The sequence below is a fragment of the Streptomyces physcomitrii genome (assembly GCF_012273655.1).
In the GTDB taxonomy this organism is placed as follows: Bacteria; Actinomycetota; Actinomycetes; order Streptomycetales; family Streptomycetaceae; genus Streptomyces; species Streptomyces physcomitrii.
Genome location: NZ_JAAWWP010000036.1, coordinates 1 through 21,704, shown reverse-complemented (window position 1 = coordinate 21,704; position 21,704 = coordinate 1). Strand labels below are relative to the sequence as shown.

The following is a 21,704-nucleotide window of genomic DNA, read 5'->3' as shown; positions in this document are numbered from 1 at the left end:
GAGGGCACTGCCACGTGCGCCGCGGCAGCTCAGCGCTCAGCAGAGGCAGCCGCCGAGGGCCACGAGGGGTTCGAGGCAGGGCGCCGGCGCGGGCGAGCCCTCCGGGACCCGCGCCCGCAGCGGGCCCTCGTGGGCCAGCCACCAGTCGCGGTAGACCGGGCGGCGGCCGACCTTCAGGTGGTAGGCCTCCGCCAGGCGTTCCACCAGGACGGGAATCCGCGCGTCGACCACCGAACTCCGCTGCCAGCACAGGGAAATCGAGCGGGACACCGGAGAACCGGCCAGCGGCCGGAAAACAATGTCGGGCGGCGGGGTGCACAAAGGATGCACAAGGGCGACTCCTTCGCCCCGGCGCACCAGCGGCAGCACTATCTCGCAGGAGAGCGCGCGGTGCCGGATCCGCGGGACGAAACCACTGCGTTCACAGGCCCGGTGGAAGAGGCGCTCACGCCCGCATTCCTCCGGATCATCGGCCGCAATCCAGGATTCCCCGGCCAGTTCGCACAACGGAACCTCCGCCCGGTCGGCGAGCGGATGATCGGCGGGAAAGGCCACGAATGCCGGTTCCACCGGGACGATGTCCAGGTATCCCACCTCTTCGGGCAGTTTGCATTCGGCCCCGGGAAAAGCGAACAGCAAAGCCGCGTCCACCTCTCCGGCGCCGAGCGCCCGGGCCCCCTCGGTGAGCGTGGGCACCGTGCTGGTGGCCACGCTCACCGAGGGCAGCAGGTCGGCGAGGGTGGTCAGCATCGTGGGCAGGTCCAGTTCGGCCATGGCGGCGAGCCGCAGCGGCCGGGACCCGGCGGTGCGGCGCGCAAGGGCGGAGGTCTCCGCGACCAGCCGATCGAAATCGGCCAGCAGTTCCCGGCCGCTGCCAATCACATATCTGCCGAGTTCCGTTAATCGGACGCCGTCTCTGGAGCGGGTGAAGACCGCGCCGCCCAGCTCCTTTTCAATACGTTTCACCTGGGCGGTCAATGCGGGCTGGGCCAGGCACAGCGCCCGCGCCGCTTTCCGTATGCTGCCCGAGGCCTCCACCTGCGAGAGGATTCTGAGGTGGCGCAGTTCCATTCGCATTGAGGACCTCTTCCGTCCTGCCCCGGCCGCCACCTCTCCCGGGCGGCAGACGTCCGGGAGAATCAACTCCACGTGTTCCGTTCAGTATTGGACGGCCTCGGGAATTCGGAAAGGCTTCGGCAGAAGTTCGCGGGGCCTCAGGCCGGGGCCGCCGCCCCGCGGAGCGCGAGGAGGACGTCGAGGCGGTTCGTGGTGAGCGAGTCCACCCCGGCCGCGAGCAGCCGGCGCATGCTCCGCCGGGTGTCCGGGGTCCACGCCGAGACGAGCAGCCCGTTGTCGTGCACCCGCCGCACCAGGTCCCGGTCCACCAGGCCGAAGCGGTAGTTGAGCCAGCGCGGGGCGACCGCGGCCAGCACCCCCGGGCGCGGCGGCGCGAGCGAGGTCCAGGTCAGCGCGATCTCCGCCGCCGGATCGGCCGCGCGGACCCGCAGCATCTGCTCGGTGGCCGCGGTGTAGTACGCGCGGTCGGCGGCCCCGGCCTCCTGCACGGCCGCCACGATCCGGCGCACATCGGCGGCCGTGGCCCCTGGTACGTCCACCATCACCCGGGCGCCGCCGGTCGCCGCCAGGGCCTCGGTCAGGCTCGGCACCCCGCCGCCGGTCAGCTCGGCGACCTCCTTCGCGGTGAGCGACCTCAGCGCCCGCTCGTGCCCCCACAGCCGCTTCAGGCTCGCGTCGTGCAGCACGACGGGCAGCCCGTCACGGGTCAGGCGGACATCGAACTCCACGGCGTCGGCGCCCAGTTCGAGCGCCAGACGCAGCGAGTCCAGGGTGTTCTCACGGGCGAGGTAGGGCACCCCGCGGTGGGCCACGGCAGTCACGGTCGGCATGCCGCCATTGTGCCGGGCGAGGGCCCGGCCGCAGCTCAGGGGGCCAGTCGCCCGGCGGTGTACGTGTCGATCTCGGTGAGCAGCCGCTCCTTGCCCGCCCGGTCCTGGAAGGAGGCGCGCACCGCGTTCTTCGCCAGCTCCGCGAGCCCGCGCTCGTCGAGGCCGAGCAGCTTCGCCGCGACCGCGTACTCCTTGTTCAGGTCGGTGCCGAACATCGGCGGGTCGTCCGAGTTGATGGTGACCGTTACGCCCGCCTCCACCATCCGCGGCAGCGGGTGCTCCTCGATGCGGGCCACCGCGCGGGTGGCGATGTTCGAGGTCGGGCAGACCTCCAGCGGGATGCCGTGCTCGGCGAGGTGCGCGAGGAGCCGGCGGTCCTGGACGCTCGTCGTGCCGTGGCCGATCCGCTCGGCGCCGAGGTGCTCCAGCGCGTCCCAGACCGTCTCCGGTCCCGTCGTCTCCCCGGCGTGCGGCACCGACCGCAGCCCCGCCGCCCTGGCCTTGTCGAAGTACCGCTTGAACTGCGGCCTCGGTACGCCTTCTTCGGGCCCGCCGAGCCCGAAGGAGACCAGCCCCTCGGGGCGCAGCGAGTCCGTGACCGCGAGCCGCAGGGTCTCCTCGGCGGCCTCCAGACCGGCCTCGCCGGGGATGTCGAAGCACCAGCGGAGGACGACACCCAGCTCGGACTCGGCCGCCTTGCGGGCGTCCTCGATCGCCTCCATGAAGGCGTGCTCGTCGATCCCGCGCCGGGTGGAGGACCAAGGGGTGACCGTCAGCTCCGCGTAGCGGATCCGCTGCCGCGCCATGTCCCGGGCCACCTCGAAGGTGAGCAGCCGGACGTCCTCCGGGGTGCGCACCAGGTCCACCACCGACAGGTAGACCTCGATGAAGTGCCCGAAGTCGGTGAAGGTGAAGTAGTCGGCGAGCGCCTCGGGATCGGTCGGGACCTTCGAGTCGGGGTGCCGGGCCGCCAGGGTGGAGACGATCCGGGGGGATGCCGAGCCGACATGGTGCACATGGAGCTCTGCCTTGGGCAGGTCGGCGATGAAGTCGTGCAGGTCGGTCACGGGGTCCTCCGTGGTGCGGCGCCCTTCACGGGGCGCGGGTGATCGGCTGATCGGCTGGTACGAGGATCATCGTAGGCCGCCCCGGAAACGGGCGTGCCGCCACGTAGCATGACGGGCACGCTACGTGGAGGGGACCGCCGATGGCCGTGGAACCGCAGCAACCCGAGGGCCAGGGTGCGGGACCCGGGAAGCCCGAGTACCTCGACGCCCCGGCCGCCGGGGCTGACTCGCCGGGGCCCGGCGCGGACCCCGCCTCCGGAGCGCATCCGGCATCCGGAGCGGGGCTCACCCAGCCGGACTTCACCGTCCCGGCCGGGGAACCGCAGGACGCACCGCCGGGCAGCCCCGGCTCGGGGGGCAACTCCCCGGCCGATACCGGCGCCCCGGTCGACTCCGGTGCCCCGGTGGCCGAGGGCCCGCGCGACGCGGTCCCCGGACCGGCCGCCACCCCGCCGCCGGACACCTCCCTGCACAGCCAGCCGACCCTGACCTCGCTGTCCTTCCCGTTCGGGGAGAGCCCGGCCGAGCAGTCGGGCGCGGGACCTGTCGCGCGCGGACCGGGGCAGGGGGGTCCGGGGCAGGCCCCGGCCGCACCCGGTCAGGGCCCCGGCGGCGGACCGGCCGGGGCCGGCGGGAGCGGCGGCTCGGGTCAGCACTTCGGTACCGGCGGCGGCTTCGCCGGGCCCGGGGCGGGCTCGTCCGGCTTCTCGGTGCCGGGCGGGGCACCCGCCGCCCCGAGCACCGGCGGCTTCGCCTCACCGGACCCCTTCGCTGCGCCCAACCCCTTCGCCGCCCCGGAGCAGGCGGTGCCGCCGGTGCCCCAGGCGCCGGGCGGACCCGCGGCGTACGGGTATCCGGGCGCCGCGCCGCCGCCGTACGGTGCGCCCCCCGCGCCGTACGGCATGCCGCCCTACACCGGGACCCCGTACCCGCCCTCGCCCTACGGCTGGAACGGGTCGGTGCCGATGCCGAGCAATGGCATGGGCGTCGCCTCGCTGGTCACCGGGATCGTCTCCGCCGCCGGGTTCTGCATGTGGCCGGTGGCGCTCCTGCTCGGGGTGATGGCGATCGTCTTCGGCACGGTCCAGCGCGGCAAGGTCAGCAGGGGAGAGGCGACCAACGGCGGGCAGGCGCTCGCCGGGATCATCTGCGGCTCGGTGGGCGCGGGGCTGTCCGCGATCCTGGCGATCGTGATGATCGCCTCCTGAGAGGCCTGGGGCCTGGGGTCTGAGGTCTGGGGCTTCGGGCATGAGGCCTGAGGGCTTTAGTCCCGACCCTTGCCCTGCCCGGAGACTTGGGCCTCCGGAGCCCGGCCGGCCGACTTCGGGCTCTGCCGTCTCCTCGGCGTCCGGCGTCCGGTGTCCGGCGCCTCAAGCGGGCTCCCGCGCCCGGGTCGTGGGTGTGCGCGCGCTGAAGTGAGCTCCTCCGCCGGGGAGAGGTCCGTTCGTACCGGGAAGTGGGCCTCCGCGACCGGGAGATGGCCACTCGTGCGGTGAAGTGGCCTTCCGCGCCCGGGACATGGCCGCCCGTGTCGCGAAGGGGCCTCCCGTGCAGTGGCCGTCCTCCGCCGGAAGGCGTGCGCCCGTACGCCCGAAGTGGCCCTTCCCGCCCGGGACATGGGGGCTGAGGCTGTCCGGTTGCCTCCCTTGTGCGGGTGGGCCGGGGCTTCGATACTCCCGAGGACATGTCGCATACATGTCAGAGCGCGTCCGCACCGGCACGGACCACGCGGCCCCGAGACCCTGCCCGCGGGTCCGGCCGCTCTCCTCCCGGAGGTCCCTGTGAAGCTCAGACGCTCGTCCTCGCCCCGCCGGAGCCGCACCCTGCGCCGCCAGGCCCTCGCCGCCGCCGGTCTCCTGACCGCCGCCTTCTTCCTCACCCCGGGCACCGGCGCCTCGGCCGCCGAGGAGCCCACCGCGGCGGCCGCCGCCCATGCCGCCGAGGCGGTCCTGGAAGCCGATGTGCCGGGAACCGCCTGGTCCTTCGACCCGGCCACCGGCACCCTCGCCCTCACCGCCGACTCCACCGTGGACGCCGCCGAACTGGCCCGGCTGAAGCGCGCGACCGCCCCGTACGCGCAGGCGGTCAGCCTGGAACGGGTCGACGGCACCCTGCGCCCGCATGTCTCGGGCGGCAGCAGTGTCTACGGCGCGGGCGCCCGCTGCACCGCCGGTTTCAATGTGCACAGCGGGAGCGACTACTACTTCCTGACGGCGGGTCACTGCACCGAGGCCGCCCAGGACTGGTACGCCGACCCCGCGCTCACCGTCTACATCGGCTCGACCGCCGGGTCCAGCTTCCCCGGCAACGACTACGGGCTCGTGCGGTACCAGAACCCCGCCGTGCCGCACCCGAGCGACGTCCGCAACGCGACGGGCGTCGTCACCCAGATCACCGGGGCGGGCCAGGCAACCGTCGGCCAGCAGGTGTGCACCACCAACGACCGGACCACGGGCGTGCACTGCGGGACGGTCACCGGGCTGAACGCCACCGTCAACTACGGCAACGGAGAGGTGGTTTCCGGCCTCGGGCAGACCACGCTCTGCTCGGAGCCCGGTTCGAGCGGCAGCCCGGTCTTCTCGGGCACCATCGCGCTCGGACTGATCTCCGGCGGCTCCGGCAACTGCAGCACCGGCGGCACCTCCTTCTACCAGCCCGTCCCGGAGGCGCTCAGCGCCTACGGCCTCACCATCTGAGGCCGCACCACCGGCACTTCGGCCCCGTCCAGGACAGGGCGGGGCCTCGGCGGGGCCCGGCGACCGTACCCCCGTACCGTTCGCCGGGCCCCGCCTGTCGGGGAGCCCCGTCAGGGGCGGTCCGGTGAGCCGGGGGAGGGATGCTGCCGACCGGTCGTCAGGCGCAGTCGCTCGCGGGCCACCATCAGGGCGAAGCCGAGCAGATTGGCGCCCCGCCAGCGGGCGGGATCCCCCGCGGCCTCGTCCGCGGCGGCGAGGCCGATGCCCCAGACCCGGTCGACCGGGCTCGCCTCCACGAGCACCTTCTCGCCGGTGGCGAGCAGGAAAGCGGCCAGCTCCGGATGGGCCGCGAACTTGTGGAAACTCCCCTCCACCACCAGGCCGAAGCGGTGCCGCGCCCATATCGCCTCGTCGAAGCCGCGCACCCGGCGGCCGGCCGTCTTCGCCTCGGCGGGCGAGGCGGCCGCGAGGGCCGCCCGCTCGGCCGCCTCGTCCCGGAACAGGCGCGCCTTGCCCGCCATCATCCAGTGCTCGGCACTCGCGTACGCCACGCCGTCCACGGTGAACGGCGCGGGCCACCACTGGCTCAGGCAGCCGCGCCCGACGCGGCCGTCCGCCGTGGGCCGGTGCCCCCAGAAGTGCAGATACTCCACCTCGGCGCCCGAGAGCACCGCCTGCGCCAGCGCCTCACGGGAGTGCAGCCCGTCCTCGATCCTCACCATGACCGTGAGTGTGCCAGGCGCCACTGACAACGCCCCCGCGCGCGAGACGGCGCGGGCCGGGGCGCCCGGCACCGGCGGCCGTGCGCCGCCGCGCCACCGACGGATTCCCGAACTCGCGTAATGCTCCGCCCCGTTCGCCCTCTCTCCAGTGACCGCGCAGGCAGGACCACAGGGGAACAGGGAAGGGCAGGTGTCCCGGCATGGCTGGCTCGCAGGCAGGTTCGGGGGCGGTGGAGTGGCTGCTGTCCGCGGCGCCGGATCCGGAGGAGAGCGGAAGATCCTGGGAGGAGGACCCGCACGGGGTCGTCCTGCTGCCCGCGGGCGCACGGTGGGACGTGCTGCTCGTGCCGGGCGCGCTGGGCCGTGCCGCCCTCGACGTGCTGCTGCGCTGTACGGACCGCCCGGGGCCGGTGCTCGCCGGGATCGGCGACGCCCGCCTCGGCTTCTTCGTGCCGCCGGGCACCTCGGGGCGGTGGTTCGGCGAGGGGATCCGCGGGGCGGGCGCGGGCACCTGGATCGCGGTGCCGCACCCCGAGCGGCTCGGCACCGGGATGCGGTGGCTGATCCTCCCCGACGACGAGGGCACCCTCACCGACCCGGCCCTGCTCGAACTGGCGCTGCGCGAGGCGGGGGACCTCACCGGGACCTGACGGAACGGACGCGACAGGCGGGACGGACGGGACAGGCGGGCCGGACGGGACAGGCGTGACGGACGGGACGGACAGGAGCGGCGGGCCCTGACGGCTCCGGCCGGGGCGTGCGCTCTCAGCGGCCCGAGCGCGCCGTCAGCCACCCGTACCCGGCGAGCAGCGGCAGGCAGAGCAGCCAGCTGGCGGCCACGTCGAGCGGCCAGTGGTAGCCGCGGAGCATCAGGCCGCCGCCCACGCCGAGGTTGACCAGGACGCACAGGGCGATCACGATCCGGCGCGCGGCCCGGCGCAGCAGCGGCAGCAGGAGCAGGGCGCAGATCCCGTAGACCACGGTGGCCGTCGCGGTGTGCCCGGAGGGGTAGTAGCCGCCCGGGCCGGCGCCGGGCGGGCCCGGCCGGTCCACCAGGGCCTTCAGCGGGACCACCAGCAGCGGGACGGCGGCGAAGGCGGCGAGCGCGGCCAGTGGCGGCAGCCACCGGCGCCGCCGGCCGGCCCGGCGGGCGTGCCAGGCGGCCGCGCCGAGGAAGAGGAGCAGGACCGGGAGGGCGACCTCCATGTTGCCGAGGTCCGCGCAGAACTCGGCCGCGCCCGCCGGAGGCCGCCCCGCGAGGGCGCCGCTGAGCCGTTCGTCGGCGCGCAGCAGCGGGCCCTCGCTCACGACCTGCCAGGTCAGCAGGGCGAAGGCGAGGGCGCACAGCCCGAGAAGGAGCGGAAGTGCGTACGGCCGCCCCGGAACGGGGGGGATGGTTCCGAGGCGGCCGTCCTGATCGGTGTGCCGCGCGCCCCGGGGGGTTTGGGGCGGGCGGCGGTCCGATCGGTGAGGAATTCCGGAACGCGAGGCCCCGGGTGCGTGCGCGAAGGCACGGCCGTCTCGTAGCTGGGGAGGCCACGCTCCGGCATCGCCCACAGTCCCCTGTGAGCGTGGTGTTTCACTCATCTGCGATAAACCTAAGCCAGGGTCAGGGCGGGCAACAGGGGCATCGGAAAGCCGCCATGCTGCTCGCACACCTTCTTCACACTGTGTGCGGTGAAGTCTGCCCGAGTGAGCGCCCCGAGGACAGCCGAAACCCCCGGGTCCGGTGCGGTTTCCGCAGGTCCCGGGGGTTGTCGGGGCGCAGGGCTCAGAGCTGTGTGAACGCCTCTTCGAGGATGTCCAGGCCCTCCTCCAGCAGGTCCTCGCCGATCACCAGCGGGGGCAGGAAGCGCAGCACATTGCCGTAGGTGCCGCAGGTCAGCACGAGGAGTCCGGCGTTGTGGCAGGCCTTGGCGAGCGCGGCCGTCGCGGCGGCGTTCGGCTCCTTGCCCTCGCGGTCCTCGACCAGCTCGACGGCGAGCATCGCGCCCCGGCCGCGTACGTCGCCGATGATCTCGAACTTCTCCTGCATGGCCGCCAGACGGCCCTTCATGACCTCCTCGATCCGGCGGGCCCGGGCGGCGAGGTCCTGCTCCTTCATGGTCTCGATGGCGCCGAGCGCACCGGCGCAGGCCACCGGGTTGCCGCCGTAGGTGCCGCCGAGGCCGCCGGAGTGCGCGGCGTCCATGATCTCGGCGCGGCCGGTCACCGCGGCGAGCGGCAGTCCGCCCGCGATGCCCTTGGCGGTGGTGATCAGGTCGGGCACGATGCCCTCGTCCTCGCAGGCGAACCACTGGCCGGTACGGCAGAAACCGGACTGGATCTCGTCGGCGACGAAGACGATGCCGTTCTCGGTGGCGAACTTCCGCAGCGCCGGCAGGAAGCCCTTCGCGGGCTCGATGAAGCCGCCCTCGCCGAGCACCGGCTCGATGACGAGCGCGGCGACGTTCTCCGCGCCGATCTGCTTGCTGATCTGGTCGACGGCCTGCGCGGCCGCCTCCGGCCCGCAGTTCTCCGGACCCGTCGGCCAGCGGTAGCCGTAGGCCACCGGCACCCGGTAGATCTCCGGGGCGAAGGGACCGAAGCCGTTCTTGTACGGCATGTTCTTCGCGGTCAGCGCCATCGTGAGGTTGGTCCGGCCGTGGTAGCCGTGGTCGAAGACGACGACGGCCTGCCGCTTGGTGTACGAGCGGGCGATCTTGACGGCGTTCTCGACGGCCTCGGCGCCGGAGTTGAACAGGGCCGACTTCTTCGCGTGGTCGCCCGGGGTCACCTCCGCGAGGGCCTCGGCGACGGCCACGTACCCCTCGTAGGGCGTGACCATGAAACACGTGTGGGTGAAGTCGCTGAGCTGCGCGGAGGCGCGGCGGACCACGGCCTCGGCGCTGGAGCCCACCGAGGTGACGGCGATGCCGGAGCCGAAGTCGATGAGGCGGTTGCCGTCCACGTCCTCGACGATGCCGCCCGCGGCCCGGGCGGCGAACACGGGCAGCACCGAGCCCACGCCCGCGGCGACCGCGGCACTGCGCCGGGCCTGGAGTTCCTGCGACTTGGGACCGGGGATGGCGGTGACGAGGCGGCGCTCCTGCGGGACTGCGGTCATGAGGGGCTCCTGGGGGATTTGCGGGGGCTTTCTCTGCTTTCTTCGCAGGCTAGGGCCGGGCCCGCACCCTGGGCATGCTCCAGTGGGGCGTTTTTCGCGGGGGCGATTGTCCGCCGTGGACATGGCCGGAAGGCGGCTGCCGCCGGGCGCCCCGGCCGCGTATGCGGTGAACTCCCTTGCCGCGGGCACTAGATTGACCAGCGGACTCAGGAGACCGGCTGGTCAGGGGGCACAGGCCATGCACACCGACGGCAGTGACGGCACACAGGACGCGCGCGGCATCCGGCCGCACCCGGTGCCGCGCCCGGCGGGCCCGCCCCCCTCGGCGCCGCCCGCCCCCGCCGCACCCCCGCCGCCCGCCGCGCCGCCGGTCCCCGGACAGGCGCCCGGGACCCGCGGCGGGACCCGGGAGTGGCTGGACGCGCCGCGGCCGGACGCGGCGCCCGGGCTGTGGCGGCAGGGGTACGTACGGCCCGCGCCGAAGGCCGAGGAGCGGTCCGGCCTCAGCCGCCCGCTGCTGATCAGCATGCTCATCTCCTTCCTCTCCGGCGCCCTGCTGTGGTCGCTCTGGCAGGACGGCGACATCCCGTACCAGTTCGCCCTGCTGCGGGTGTTCACGCCGAACGACTGGTTCCACAGCGGTACGACGGCCCCGGTCGGCCTCGACGGCTCCTACGCCCTGGACGTGTACAGCGGGGCCGTCTTCGCGCTCCTCGTCTTCGGCTTCGGGCGGATCGGGAACTGGCGTGCCGCCCTGCGGTTCTTCGTCGAGGAGCGGCCCCAGCCCGGCCGGGCGCTGGCCTCGGCGCTGCTCGCCACCGGTCTGCTGCTGCTGATCTGGAACTACGAGATCCCGCTGGTGTATCCGGTGCTCAGCCTGCTGAGCCTGGTCTTCGGCGAGGAGATGTTCCGCTCGCAGTTCCTCACGTACAGCGTCTACACGCTCATCACGCTGGCCGTGCTCTGGCCCTTCATGAAGCTGGGGGACTGGCCGGGGCTGGTGCGTACGCTCGCCGCCCGGGGCGGGCAGCCGGGGTCCGCGCCGCTCGCCGCCGGCCCGCCCGCGGTGGCCGCCGCCGAGTGGCCCGAGCTGCGCGAGGCCGGTCAGCACCAGGCCGCCGAACTCCTCGCCGCGGAGCTGCGCGCCGGGCGGATGAACGACGTGGACTGCGCCCGGATCCGGCGGGCCTGGGACACGGCGCGGCGGGACCCGGGGCGGGTGAAGGAGTTCGCGGACACCGTGCTGCGCGAGGGCGCCGCCGCCTTCACCCACCCCTCCGGCGACCGCGACGTCCCCGGCCGCAGCGCCCGGCACGATCTGCTCACCGGGCAGGTGCGCCTCGGCGCCTGCGTGGACGACGAGCGCAACGAGGCCCAGAGCCGGGGCGCCGGGGCCGCCCTGGACCCCGCGGTCCTCGGCACCTCACTGCTCGCGGTCGGGCCGCCCGGCGCGGGCAAGACCCGGCACCTGGTGCGCCCGGTGGTCGAGGCGCTCACCCTGCAGGCGCTGACCGGCGGCTGCGCGGTGATCGCGGTCGGCGCGGCCGGGGTGCCGCTCGGGCCCGACGAGGCCTTCGACGTGGTGGTCAAGCCGGGCAACCCCGCCTCCGCCCACGACCTCGACCTGTACGCGGGCACCGCCGACCCCGACGAGGCCGCCGCCTTCCTCGCCGAGGGCCTGGTCGGCGACCTGGAGTCGGTGGACACCCGGCGCGCGGCCACCGCGCTCGCCCAGCTGCTCGGCCCCTACCGCGCGGTGCACGGCCACTTCCCGCCCGTACCCGAACTGTGCGAACTGCTCCAGGGGCTGCCCGGGACCCTCGACCCGCTGCGCGAGGCGCTCGCGGCGGCCGGGCAGCAGGCGATGCTGCGCGAGCTGGAGGCCCGGTCGCGTCAGGCGGGCGGTGCCACCGACCCGGCGCCCGCCCTCGCCGACCGGCTCGGCCTGCTCGACCGCCCGGCCTTCGCCGACTTCTTCGCCACCGGCGGCGGCAGCGGGCCGCTGTCGCTGCGCGCCGTGGCCCGGCATCCGCTGCGGGTGCGCATCGAACTGCCGGGCCGGCCGCACGAGGAGGCCGCGCGGCTGCTCGCCCGCCTGGTCCTCGCGCAGTTCCTCGCGGTCACCGCCGACCGCGCGGCGCCCGGCCACTTCGCCTGCCTGGTCCTCGACGACGCCGGCCGGACCCTGAGCCGGGACACCGTCGGCGCCCTGCACCGGCTGCGGGCGGCCCACGCCGGGGTGGTCCTCGCCCTGCGCAGCATGAGCGAGGTGCCGGAGCCGCTGCACGGTCCGCTGCACGGGGCGGTCGGCTGCCGGGCGGCCTTCTCCGGGGTGACCACCTGGGACGGCCGGGGGTTCGCCGCCGCCTGGGGCACCAAGTGGGTGGAGACCCGCGAGGTCGCCAAGCACACCGTCTTCGCCGACCAGCCGCTGACCCGGGCCCTGCACGCGCTGCGCAGGCTGGCCACCGGCAAGGAGGTCACCACGGACGCGGTGACCGTACGGCAGGTCGAGCGCGACCACTGGTCCGCCTCCGAGCTGGCGCAGGAGGTGCCGCCGGGCCACGCGGTGCTCTCCGTCACCACCGTGGACGGGACGCGGGCCGATCCGCTCCTGGTGGACCTGCGGAGCTGAGTCCGCGCACCCGGAGCGCGAGGTGAGGGCTCTGTGAAGGCTGTGGTGCGGAAGCGAAGGACCGGCGCTCGGCAGCAAACCGTACCGGGACGTACACGCGTGCTCATACAGTGAGGCAGAATCGACAGCAGTCGTTCATACGCAGCGGCAAAATGTTCATGGCGCAATGCCTCCTGGCCGCCTGCTCATCCCCGACGCAGCACAGATCAGAAGGGCTTATGCCTCCGACGCTCGCCTCGCTCGTCCAGCACACCGCGCTGAAACTCACCGTGCGCGCCGGCGAGGACCGCCTCGACACCCCCGTCCGGTGGGCCCACGCGAGCGAACTCGCCGACCCCGTCCCGTACATGGAGGGCGGTGAACTGCTCCTGATCACCGCGCTCAAGCTCGACGCGGAGGACCCGGCCGCCATGCGCCGTTACGTGAAGCGGCTGACCGGCGCCCGCGTCGCGGGCCTCGGCTTCGCCGTCGGGGTGCACTACGCGGACATCCCGGCCGCGCTCCTTGAGGCCGCCACCGAGGAGGGGCTGCCGCTGCTCGCGGTGCCCCGGCGCACCCCCTTCCTGGCGATCAGCAAGGCGGTCTCCGCGGCCATCGCCGCCGACCAGTACCGCGCCGTGACGGCGGGCTTCGCCGCCCAGCGCGAGCTGACCAAGCAGGCCATGCAGCGCGGCCCCGAGGGGCTGCTCGCCGCCCTCGCCGCCCAGGTCGACGGCTGGGCCGCGCTCTACGACGCCGCCGGCACCGTGGTCGCCGCCGCCCCCGACTGGGCGCAGCGGCGCGCGGCCCGGCTCACCCCCGACGTGGAGCGGCTGCGCGAGCGACCGGCCCCGGCCAGCGCCGTGATCGGCGGCGCCGGGGACCGCACCGAACTGCACACCCTGGGCGCCGGGCGGCTGCCGCGCGCCGCGCTCGCCGTCGGCACCGCGGGGACGCTCGGCACCGCCGAGCGCTACGCGGTGCACGCCGCCATCGCCCTGCTCACCCTCACCACCGAGCGCTCCCGCTCGCTGCACCGGGCCGAGCAGCGGCTCGGCGCGGCGGTCCTGCGGATGCTGCTGGCGGGCGAACCCGACCACGCCAGGGCGGTCGCGGGGGACCTCTATGGCTCGCTGCTCGACGCGCCCTTCCGGCTGATCATCGCCGAGCCGGTGAGCGGGGGCCGCGCGGAGAGCGCACGCGCGGGCGCCCGCCGGGGCGGCGCGCCCCTCACCGAACCGCTCAGCGCGCTGCGGGACACCATGGAGTCCGCCGCGGCTCGCGCCGGGGAGTCGCTGCTCGTGGTGCCCGAGGGGGAGCGCCTGGTGCTGCTCACCGTGGACGGCGGGGCGGCCGTCGCCGCCTGCGCCGACCACGCCGCGGCGCTCGACCGCGCCCGCGAGGGCGAGCACCCGGGGGACGCCTCGGAGGAGACCCTGGTGGCCGGGCTCTCCGCGCCCGCCGGACCCATCGCCGCCGCCTCCGCCTACAAGCAGGCCGAGCAGGCGCTCTCGGTCGCCCGCCGCCGGGGCCGCTGCCTGGTCGAGCACGAGGAGGTCGCCGCGGGCTCGGTCCTGCCGCTGCTCGCCGACGACGCCGTACGGGCCTTCGCCGACGGACTCCTGCGCGCCCTGCACGAGCACGACGCGACCGGCCGCGGCGATCTGGTCGCCTCGCTGCGCGCCTGGCTCTCCCGGCACGGGCAGTGGGACGCGGCCGCCGCCGACCTCGGCGTGCACCGGCACACCCTGCGCTACCGGATGCGCCGGGTCGAGGAGATCCTCGGCCGCTCCCTGGACGACCCGGACGTGCGGATGGAGCTGTGGCTCGCGCTGAAGACGACGGCCGCGCCGGAGCAGTGACGGCCCGGCCGCCCGGGGCCGAGCCGCCGGGATCCTGGGGCGCGTACGCCGCGTACGCCCCCGCCGGGCGCCCCTGCCAATCCGTCGAAGAGCCGGGGGCCACTCCTACGCACAGGACAAACCCCCGTACTTCCCGGCGCCCCTACGGTGGAGGCACAGCCGCCCCGCCCCCGGGGCCGGGCGGCGCGCACCGCGAGCACCGCACGACCGGCGCGACGCACCGTCAGCACCGTCAGCACCACGGACCGACCGCAGGACGGACCGACACCACGACTTGAGGAAAGGGCCGGTGTCCGAGATGGAGAACCAGGCAGCCACCCACGCCTTCTGGCTGGCCGGACGCCGGACCGCCGGCGAGGACGTCCTCGAGGTGACCTCCCCCTGGGACGGCCGCCTCGTCGGCCGGGCCGCCGTGCCCACCGAGGCCGAGGTCGAGGAGGCGCTCGCCGCCGCCTACGCCGTACGCGAGGAGTTCGCCGCCACCCCGGCGCATGTCCGGGCCGCGGCCCTGGACCATGTCTCGCGCCGCCTGGTGGAGCGCACCGAGGAGATCGCCCGGCTGATCTCCGCCGAGAACGGCAAGCCGATGAAGTGGGCCCGCGGCGAGGTCGGCCGCGCCGTGTCGGTCTTCCGCTTCGCCGCCGAGGAGGCCCGCCGGTTCAACGGCGGCGAGGCCCAGCGCCTGGACACCGACGCGGGCGGCGCCGGACGCCTCGCCTTCACCCGCCGCTTCCCCAAGGGCGTGGTCCTCGGCATCGCCCCGTTCAACTTCCCGCTGAACCTGTGCGCGCACAAGATCGCCCCCGCGCTCGCGGTCGGCACCCCGATCATCCTCAAGCCCGCGCCCGCCACCCCGCTGTCCGGACTGCTGCTCGGCGAACTGCTCTCCGAGACCGAACTGCCCGCCGGCTCCTGGTCGGTGCTGCCGGTGCCCAACGAGCGGATGCCCGCCCTGGTCCAGGACGAGCGGCTGCCGGTCATCTCCTTCACCGGCTCCGACAAGGTCGGCTTCCAGATCATGGACTCGGTGCCGCGCAAGCACTGCACCCTGGAGCTGGGCGGCAACGGCGCCGCCGTCGTCCTCGGCGACTGGGCGAGCGAGCAGGACCTCGACTGGGCGGCCACCCGGATCGCCGCCTTCGCCAACTACCAGGGCGGCCAGTCCTGCATCTCCGTGCAGCGCGTCATCGCCGACGCCTCGCTCTACGAGCGCCTGGTGCCCCGGATCGTGGCCGCGGTCGCCGCCCAGGTCACCGGCGACCCCGCGGACGACGCCACCGACGTCGGCCCGCTGGTCAGCGAGGACGCCGCCAAGCGGGTCGAGAGCTGGGTCGAGGAGGCCATCGCGGCCGGGGCGAAGCTGCTCACCGGCGGCAAGCGGGACGGCGCCGGCTACGCCCCGACCGTGCTCGCCGAGGTCCCCGCCGAGGTCACCCTCTCCTGCGAGGAGGCCTTCGGACCGGTGCTCACCCTCCAGTCCGCCGACTCCGAGGAGGCCGCCTTCGCCGCGGTCAACGACTCCAAGTACGGCCTCCAGGCAGGGGTGTTCACCCATGACGTGCAGGCCGCCTTCCGCGCCCACCGCGCCCTGGAGGTGGGCGGCGTGATCATCGGCGACGTCCCCTCCTACCGCGCCGACCAGATGCCCTACGGCGGCGTGAAGCAGTCCGGCGTCGGACGCGAGGGCGTCCGCTTCGCCATGGACGACTACACCTACGAGCGGGTGATGGTCCTGACGGGCCTCGACCTCTGAGCAGGCGGTCCCACGGACCCGTACGACGGCGGCGGCCGGACCTCCCCCGGGAGTCCGGCCGCCGCCGTCGCCGCCTGTTCCGCGCGGGCCACTCGGCCGAACGCCCCGGCAAATCTGGTGAGGTCCGGCATCACGGGGTAGATACGACGGGGTAGCACCGTCAGCGGAGAGCGGCCGCGTTCCGGGCCCGCTCCCGGCCAGCCGACTCGCGGCGAGGTGAGCCAGCATGACCGCAGCAACCACACCTCCTACCCCCTCCACGTCCGCCACCGGGCCGACCGTCACCGAGCGGGAGGCGCGCGAGGTGGCCGAGGCCGCCCGCGAGGCGGACTGGCGCAAGCCCAGTTTCGCCAAGGAGCTCTTCCTCGGCCGCTTCCGCCTCGACCTGGTGCACCCGCACCCGGTACCCGCCGAGGAGGACGCCCGCCGCGGCGAGGCCTTCCTCGCCAAGCTGCGGGAGTTCTGCGAGACCAAGATCGACTCGGCCCGGATCGAGCGCGAGGCCCGCATCCCGGACGAGGTGCTCTCGGGCCTGAAGGACCTCGGCGCCCTCGGCATGAAGATCTCGCCCGAGTACGGCGGCCTGGGCCTGACCCAGGTCTACTACAACAAGGCGCTCGCCCTGGTCGGCTCCGCCAGCCCCGCGGTCGGCGCGCTGCTCTCGGCGCACCAGTCCATCGGCGTACCGCAGCCGGTGAAGATGTTCGGCACCGAGGAGCAGAAGCAGGCCTTCCTGCCGCGCTGCGCGCGCACCGACATCTCCGCCTTCCTGCTCACCGAACCGGACGTCGGCTCCGACCCGGCCCGGCTCGCCACCACCGCCGAACCCGACGGCGAGGACGGCTACCTCCTGGACGGGGTGAAGCTGTGGACCACCAACGGCGTCATCGCCGACCTCCTGGTGGTGATGGCCCGGGTGCCCGCCTCCGAGGGCCACCAGGGCGGCATCACCGCCTTCGTGGTCGAGGCCGACTCCGAGGGCATCACGGTGGAGAACCGCAACGCCTTCATGGGCCTGCGCGGCCTGGAGAACGGCGTGACCCGCTTCCACCGGGTGCGCGTCCCGGCCGCCCACCGCATCGGCCCCGAGGGCGCCGGACTGAAGATCGCGCTGACCACGCTGAACACCGGACGCCTCTCGCTGCCCGCGATGTGCGCCGGGGCGGGCAAGTGGGCCCTGAAGATCGCCCGCGAGTGGTCCGGGGTGCGCGAGCAGTGGGGCCGCCCGGTGGCCCGGCACGAGGCCGTCTCCGCGAAGCTGTCCTTCCTCGCCGCGACCACCTTCGCCCTGGAGGCCGTCCTCGACCTCTCCTCGCAGATGGCCGACGAGGACCGCAACGACATCCGCATCGAGGCCGCGCTCGCCAAGCTCTACGGCTCCGAGATGGCCTGTCTGATGGCCGACGAACTCGTCCAGATCCGCGGCGGACGCGGCTTCGAGACCGCCGAGTCCCTCGCGGCCCGCGGCGAACGCGCCGTCCCCGCCGAGCAGTTGCTGCGCGACCTGCGGATCAACCGCATCTTCGAGGGCTCCACCGAGATCATGCACCTGCTGATCGCCCGGGAGGCCGTCGACGCCCACCTCTCGGTCGCGGGCGACCTCATCGACCCGGAGAAGAGCCTCGGCGACAAGGCGAAGGCGGGCGCCAGGGCGGGCGGCTTCTACGCCCGCTGGCTGCCCAAGCTGGTCGCGGGACCCGGCCAACTGCCCAGCAGCTACCAGGAGTTCCACCCCAGCGGGCACTCCGACCTGGCGCACCACCTGCGGTACGTGGAACGCGCCTCCCGCAAGCTCGCCCGCTCCACCTTCTACGCCATGTCCCGCTGGCAGGGCCGGATGGAGACCAAACAGGGCTTCCTCGGCCGGGTGGTGGACATCGGCGCCGAACTCTTCGCGATGAGCGCCGCCTGCGTACGCGCCGAACTCCTGCGCAGCCGCGGGGAGCACGGCAAGGAGGCCTACCAGCTCGCCGACGTCTTCTGCCGCCAGTCCCGGATCCGCACCGACGAGCTCTTCGCCCGGCTGTGGACCAACACCGACGACATCGACGGCAAACTCGTCAAGTCCCTGATGGGCGGCGCCTACACCTGGCTGGAGGAGGGCGTGATCGACCCCAGCGGCGAGGGCCCCTGGATCGCCGACGCCACCCCCGGCCCCTCCCAGAAGGAGAACGTCCACCGCAAGGTCCGCTGAGCGGAGGGCGCGAAAACCCGTTGCGCCCCGGGCGGGCGGCGCGGACGGTGAGGGCGTGACCGACGCACTCATCGAAGAACTCCGCGCCGCCTACGACGCCCGGCTGCGGGGCGTCAGCACCCCGGGCCCCGGCCGCGAGGTGACCTGCGACGGCCCGCTCACCCGGGTCACCGGCGGCCACCGGGGCCTGATCACCGGACCCCGCGACCTCGGCCTGCGCGGCGCGGCGCTCGACGAACTCATCGCCCGGCAGCGGGAGTTCTGGGCCGCGCGTGGCGAGGCCGTGGAGTGGAAGACCCGCGGGCACGACCTCCCGGAGGACCTCCCCGAGCGGCTGCGGGCGGCCGGGTTCGTACCCGAGGAGCGCGAGACGGTCGTCATCGGCGAGTCCGCGGCCCTCGCCGCCACCACCGTGCGGCTCGGCCCCGAGCTGAGCATCCGTCAGGTCGAGGACCGGGCCGACCTGGAACGCGTCGCCGCCCTGCAGAGCGAGGTGTGGCAGGAGGACTTCGGCTGGCTCGCCGAGGACCTCGCCGGGCGGATCGCCGCCGGTCCGGAGAGCATCGCCGTACTCGCCGCCGAGGCCGGGAACCGGATGGTCAGCGCCGCCTGGCTGGTCCTGAACCCCGGCAGCGACTTCGGCGGGCTGTGGGGTGGCTCCACGCTCGCCGCCTGGCGCGGCCGCGGCGTCTACCGCGCGCTGATCGCCCACCGCGCCCGCCTCGCGGCCGAGCGCGGCGTGCGCCACCTCTACGTCGACGCCTCCGAGGACAGCGCCCCCATCCTCGGCCGGCTCGGCCTGACGGCGGTGACCACGACCACCCCGTACGTGTGGACTCCGGGCGGCCGAGGGCCCGTACCGCCGGGCGCGGGAGCGGTGAAGGGCGCGGGCCCCGGCTGAAGCTGTGCCGCCGAATGTCAGGAAAGGGTGACATCCCAGGGAGCGCTGTCCCCGCGCGCCGACCCACCGGCCACAATGGAGACATGAGCGACAGCCCTGCCTCACTCGCGGACCCGCATCTCGTCTACGACCCCGTGGACGGACACCGGGACATCGTCATCCTCGGCTCGACCGGCTCGATCGGCACCCAGGCCATCGACCTCGTGCTGCGCAATCCCGACCTCTTCCGGGTCACCGGGCTCTCGGCCGCGGGCGGCAGGGTCGACCTGCTCGCCGAGCAGGCCCACCGGCTGCGGGTGCGCACCGTCGCCGTCGCCCGCGAGGAGGCCGTACCCGCGCTGCGCGAGGCGCTGTCCGCGCGGTACGCCGGTCAGCCGCTGCCCGAGATCCTCGCCGGGCCCGAGGCGGCCACCGAACTCGCCGCCTCCGCCTGCCACACGGTGCTCAACGGCATCACCGGCTCCATCGGCCTCGCGCCGACCCTGGCCGCCCTGGAGGCGGGCCGCACCCTGGCGCTCGCCAACAAGGAATCCCTGATCGTCGGCGGGCCGCTGGTCAAGGCCCTCGCCAAGCCCGGCCAGATCATCCCCGTCGACTCCGAGCACGCCGCCCTCTTCCAGGCGCTGGCCGCCGGGACCCGGGCCGATGTGCGCAAGCTCGTGGTCACCGCCTCCGGGGGCCCCTTCCGCGGACGCAGCAAGGCCGAACTGGCCGATGTCACCCCGAAGGACGCGCTCGCCCACCCCACCTGGGCGATGGGCCCGGTCATCACCGTCAACTCCGCGACCCTGGTCAACAAGGGCCTGGAGGTCATCGAGGCGCACCTGCTCTACGACATCCCCTTCGAGCGGATCGAGGTGGTCGTCCACCCGCAGTCGTACGTCCACTCCATGGTCGAGTTCACCGACGGCTCCACGCTCGCCCAGGCCACCCCGCCCGATATGCGCGGCCCCATCGCCATCGGCCTCGGCTGGCCCCAGCGAGTGCCCGACGCCGCCCCCGCCTTCGACTGGAGCCGCGCCTCGACCTGGGAGTTCTTCCCGCTGGACACCGAGGCCTTCCCCGCGGTCGGTCTCGCCCGGCACGTAGGCTCCCTGGGGGGCACCGCGCCCGCGGTGTTCAACGCGGCGAACGAGGAGTGCGTGGACGCCTTCCTGAAGGGCTCACTGCCCTTCAACGGCATCATGGAGACTGTCACCGAGGTCGTCGCCGAGCACGGCGCACCGGCCGCGGGAACCTCCCTGACCGTCCGGGACGTCCTCGAAGCGGAGACCTGGGCGCGGGCGCGGGCCCGCGAACTGACCGAGCAGGCGATTGCTGAGGACCACGTATGACGGCACTGATGATGATCCTCGGGATAGTCGTCTTCGCGATCGGCCTGCTCGTCTCCATCGCCTGGCACGAGCTGGGGCACCTGTCCACGGCGAAGATGTTCGGGATCCGGGTGCCGCAGTACATGGTCGGCTTCGGGCCGACGGTCTTCTCCCGCAAGAAGGGCGACACCGAGTACGGCGTCAAGGCCATCCCGCTCGGCGGCTACATCCGCATGATCGGCATGTTCCCGCCGGGGCCCGACGGCCGGATGGAGGCCCGCTCCACCTCGCCCTGGCGCGGCATGATCGAGGACGCCCGCTCGGCCGCCTTCGAGGAACTGCAGCCCGGCGACGAGAGCCGCCTCTTCTACACGCGCAAGCCCTGGAAGCGCGTGATCGTGATGTTCGCGGGCCCCTTCATGAACCTGATCCTCGCCGTCGCGATCTTCCTCGGCGTGATGATGACCTTCGGGGTGCAGACCCAGACCACCTCGGTCGGCAAGGTCTCCGACTGCGTCATCGAGCAGAGCGAGAACCGCACCACCTGCCAGAAGGGCGACGCCGCCGCCCCCGCCAAGGCCGCCGGTCTCCAGGCGGGCGACAAGATCGTCGCCTTCGACGGGCGCGAGGTCGACGACTGGGGCACCCTCCAGGACGAGATCCGCGCCAACCCCGGCAAGGACGTCACCCTCACCGTCGAGCGCGACGGCAGGCAGCAGGTGCTCCAGGCCCACCTGATCCGCAACCAGGTGAGCAAGACCGACGGCAACGGCGGCTACGTCGAGGGCAAGTACGTCTACGCGGGCTTCCTCGGCTTCACGCCCGCCTCCGGCATCGTCCAGCAGGGCTTCGGGGACTCCGTGGACCGCATGGGCGACATGATGGAGAACGGCGTCGAGTCGCTGATAGCGCTGCCCTCCAAGATCCCCGCCCTGTGGGACGCGGCCTTCGGCGACGGGGACCGCGAACAGGACTCCCCGATGGGCGTGGTGGGCGCCGCCCGGGTCGGCGGCGAGGTCTTCACCCTGGACATCCCGCCGGAGAACCAGATCGCGATGATGCTGTTCCTGGTCGCGGGCTTCAACCTCTCGCTCTTCCTGTTCAACATGCTCCCGCTGCTGCCGCTGGACGGCGGCCATATCGCGGGCGCCCTCTGGGAGGCCGTACGCCGCCACACGGCACGCGTCTTCAAGCGGCCCGACCCGGGCCCCTTCGACGTGGCGAAGCTCATGCCGGTCGCCTATGTGGTCGCGGGCATCTTCGTCTGCTTCACGATCCTGGTGCTCATCGCCGACCTGGTGAACCCGGTACGCATCTCCTGACCCGTACCCCCGCGCGCCGGGCCCCTGCGGCTGCTCGCCGGGGCCCGTGCAGCGGGTAATCTCAAAGGCCGCAGCCCGCTGATGCGGGACCTCGATCCAGACCTTGGGGTTGCACAGCACATGACCGCGGTTTCTCTCGGTATTCCGTCCGTTCCGACCAGGCTGGCTGAGCGGCGTAAGAGCCGCCAGATCCAGGTGGGTACCGTGGCGGTGGGCGGGGACGCTCCTGTCTCGGTCCAGTCGATGA

Annotated in this window: 16 protein-coding genes and 1 pseudogene; 11 read left to right on the top strand and 6 right to left on the bottom strand. The window is 73.8% G+C overall.

Annotated features, from left to right (window positions below; all coding sequences use genetic code 11):
* Positions 1–36 precede the first annotated feature (36 nt).
* The 3 genes from HFV08_RS30390 to HFV08_RS30380 form a co-directional block, all read right to left on the bottom strand.
* Positions 37–1,071, bottom strand: a complete 1,035-nt coding sequence (locus tag HFV08_RS30390; RefSeq protein WP_168543782.1) for a LysR family transcriptional regulator — start codon at positions 1,069–1,071, stop codon at positions 37–39.
* Between the two features lie 143 nt (positions 1,072–1,214).
* Positions 1,215–1,907 (bottom strand): glycerophosphodiester phosphodiesterase, encoded by a 693-nt coding sequence (locus HFV08_RS30385; protein ID WP_168543781.1) that lies wholly within the window; start codon positions 1,905–1,907, stop codon positions 1,215–1,217.
* Between the two features lie 35 nt (positions 1,908–1,942).
* Positions 1,943–2,974, bottom strand: coding sequence for an adenosine deaminase (locus tag HFV08_RS30380; RefSeq protein WP_168543780.1), 1,032 nt, complete (start codon positions 2,972–2,974; stop codon positions 1,943–1,945).
* 140 nt (positions 2,975–3,114) lie between these two features.
* Between HFV08_RS30380 and HFV08_RS31235 the strand changes: the two genes are divergently transcribed.
* Both HFV08_RS31235 and HFV08_RS30365 read left to right on the top strand, forming a co-directional pair.
* Positions 3,115–4,182 (top strand): DUF4190 domain-containing protein, encoded by a 1,068-nt coding sequence (locus HFV08_RS31235; RefSeq protein WP_246342198.1) that lies wholly within the window; start codon positions 3,115–3,117, stop codon positions 4,180–4,182.
* 573 nt (positions 4,183–4,755) lie between these two features.
* Positions 4,756–5,670: a S1 family peptidase gene (locus HFV08_RS30365; protein ID WP_312885893.1), complete on the top strand. Its 915-nt coding sequence runs from the start codon at positions 4,756–4,758 to the stop codon at positions 5,668–5,670.
* A 110-nt stretch (positions 5,671–5,780) separates the two neighbouring features.
* On the opposite strand, the gene ybiA is transcribed toward HFV08_RS30365, so the two are convergent.
* Positions 5,781–6,392, bottom strand: a complete 612-nt coding sequence (gene ybiA, locus HFV08_RS30360) for a riboflavin biosynthesis intermediates N-glycosidase (RefSeq protein ID WP_168543779.1) — start codon at positions 6,390–6,392, stop codon at positions 5,781–5,783.
* A 200-nt stretch (positions 6,393–6,592) separates the two neighbouring features.
* Here ybiA and HFV08_RS30355 point away from each other — a divergent pair, with 200 nt between their 5' ends.
* Positions 6,593–7,042, top strand: coding sequence for a hypothetical protein (locus HFV08_RS30355; protein WP_168543778.1), 450 nt, complete (start codon positions 6,593–6,595; stop codon positions 7,040–7,042).
* Between the two features lie 115 nt (positions 7,043–7,157).
* On the opposite strand, the gene HFV08_RS32010 is transcribed toward HFV08_RS30355, so the two are convergent.
* Entirely contained in the window at positions 7,158–7,700 is a 543-nt protein-coding gene (locus HFV08_RS32010; protein WP_312885892.1) for a phosphatase PAP2 family protein, read from the bottom strand.
* A gap of 463 nt (positions 7,701–8,163) precedes the next feature.
* On the bottom strand, positions 8,164–9,498 hold the full coding sequence (gabT, locus tag HFV08_RS30345; RefSeq protein ID WP_168543776.1) for a 4-aminobutyrate--2-oxoglutarate transaminase: 1,335 nt from the start codon (positions 9,496–9,498) through the stop codon (positions 8,164–8,166).
* 238 nt (positions 9,499–9,736) lie between these two features.
* On the opposite strand from gabT, the gene HFV08_RS30340 reads away from it, so the two are divergent.
* From HFV08_RS30340 to HFV08_RS30305, 8 genes and pseudogenes are all read left to right on the top strand, one after another.
* Positions 9,737–12,133 carry a type IV secretory system conjugative DNA transfer family protein gene (locus HFV08_RS30340; RefSeq protein ID WP_168543775.1) on the top strand — a complete coding sequence of 799 codons (2,397 nt, stop codon included), beginning with the start codon at positions 9,737–9,739 and terminating at the stop codon, positions 12,131–12,133.
* A gap of 218 nt (positions 12,134–12,351) precedes the next feature.
* On the top strand, positions 12,352–13,974 hold the full coding sequence (locus HFV08_RS30335) for a PucR family transcriptional regulator (RefSeq protein ID WP_168543774.1): 1,623 nt from the start codon (positions 12,352–12,354) through the stop codon (positions 13,972–13,974).
* A gap of 298 nt (positions 13,975–14,272) precedes the next feature.
* On the top strand, positions 14,273–15,727 hold the full coding sequence (locus tag HFV08_RS30330; RefSeq protein ID WP_168543798.1) for an aldehyde dehydrogenase family protein: 1,455 nt from the start codon (positions 14,273–14,275) through the stop codon (positions 15,725–15,727).
* Between the two features lie 226 nt (positions 15,728–15,953).
* Positions 15,954–17,921, top strand: coding sequence for an acyl-CoA dehydrogenase family protein (locus HFV08_RS30325; RefSeq protein WP_168543773.1), 1,968 nt, complete (start codon positions 15,954–15,956; stop codon positions 17,919–17,921).
* Between the two features lie 55 nt (positions 17,922–17,976).
* The gene (locus HFV08_RS30320) at positions 17,977–18,822 is read left to right on the top strand and encodes a GNAT family N-acetyltransferase (RefSeq protein WP_168543772.1); all 846 of its coding nucleotides are present in this window, start codon (positions 17,977–17,979) and stop codon (positions 18,820–18,822) included.
* Between the two features lie 83 nt (positions 18,823–18,905).
* Positions 18,906–20,156: a 1-deoxy-D-xylulose-5-phosphate reductoisomerase gene (gene dxr, locus HFV08_RS30315; protein ID WP_040247668.1), complete on the top strand. Its 1,251-nt coding sequence runs from the start codon at positions 18,906–18,908 to the stop codon at positions 20,154–20,156.
* Positions 20,153–21,457, top strand: coding sequence for a M50 family metallopeptidase (locus HFV08_RS30310; protein ID WP_168543771.1), 1,305 nt, complete (start codon positions 20,153–20,155; stop codon positions 21,455–21,457). Before dxr ends, HFV08_RS30310 begins: the two co-directional genes overlap by 4 nt.
* Before the next feature lie 120 nt (positions 21,458–21,577).
* A pseudogene (locus HFV08_RS30305) lies at positions 21,578–21,704 on the top strand (flavodoxin-dependent (E)-4-hydroxy-3-methylbut-2-enyl-diphosphate synthase); the annotation flags it as partial.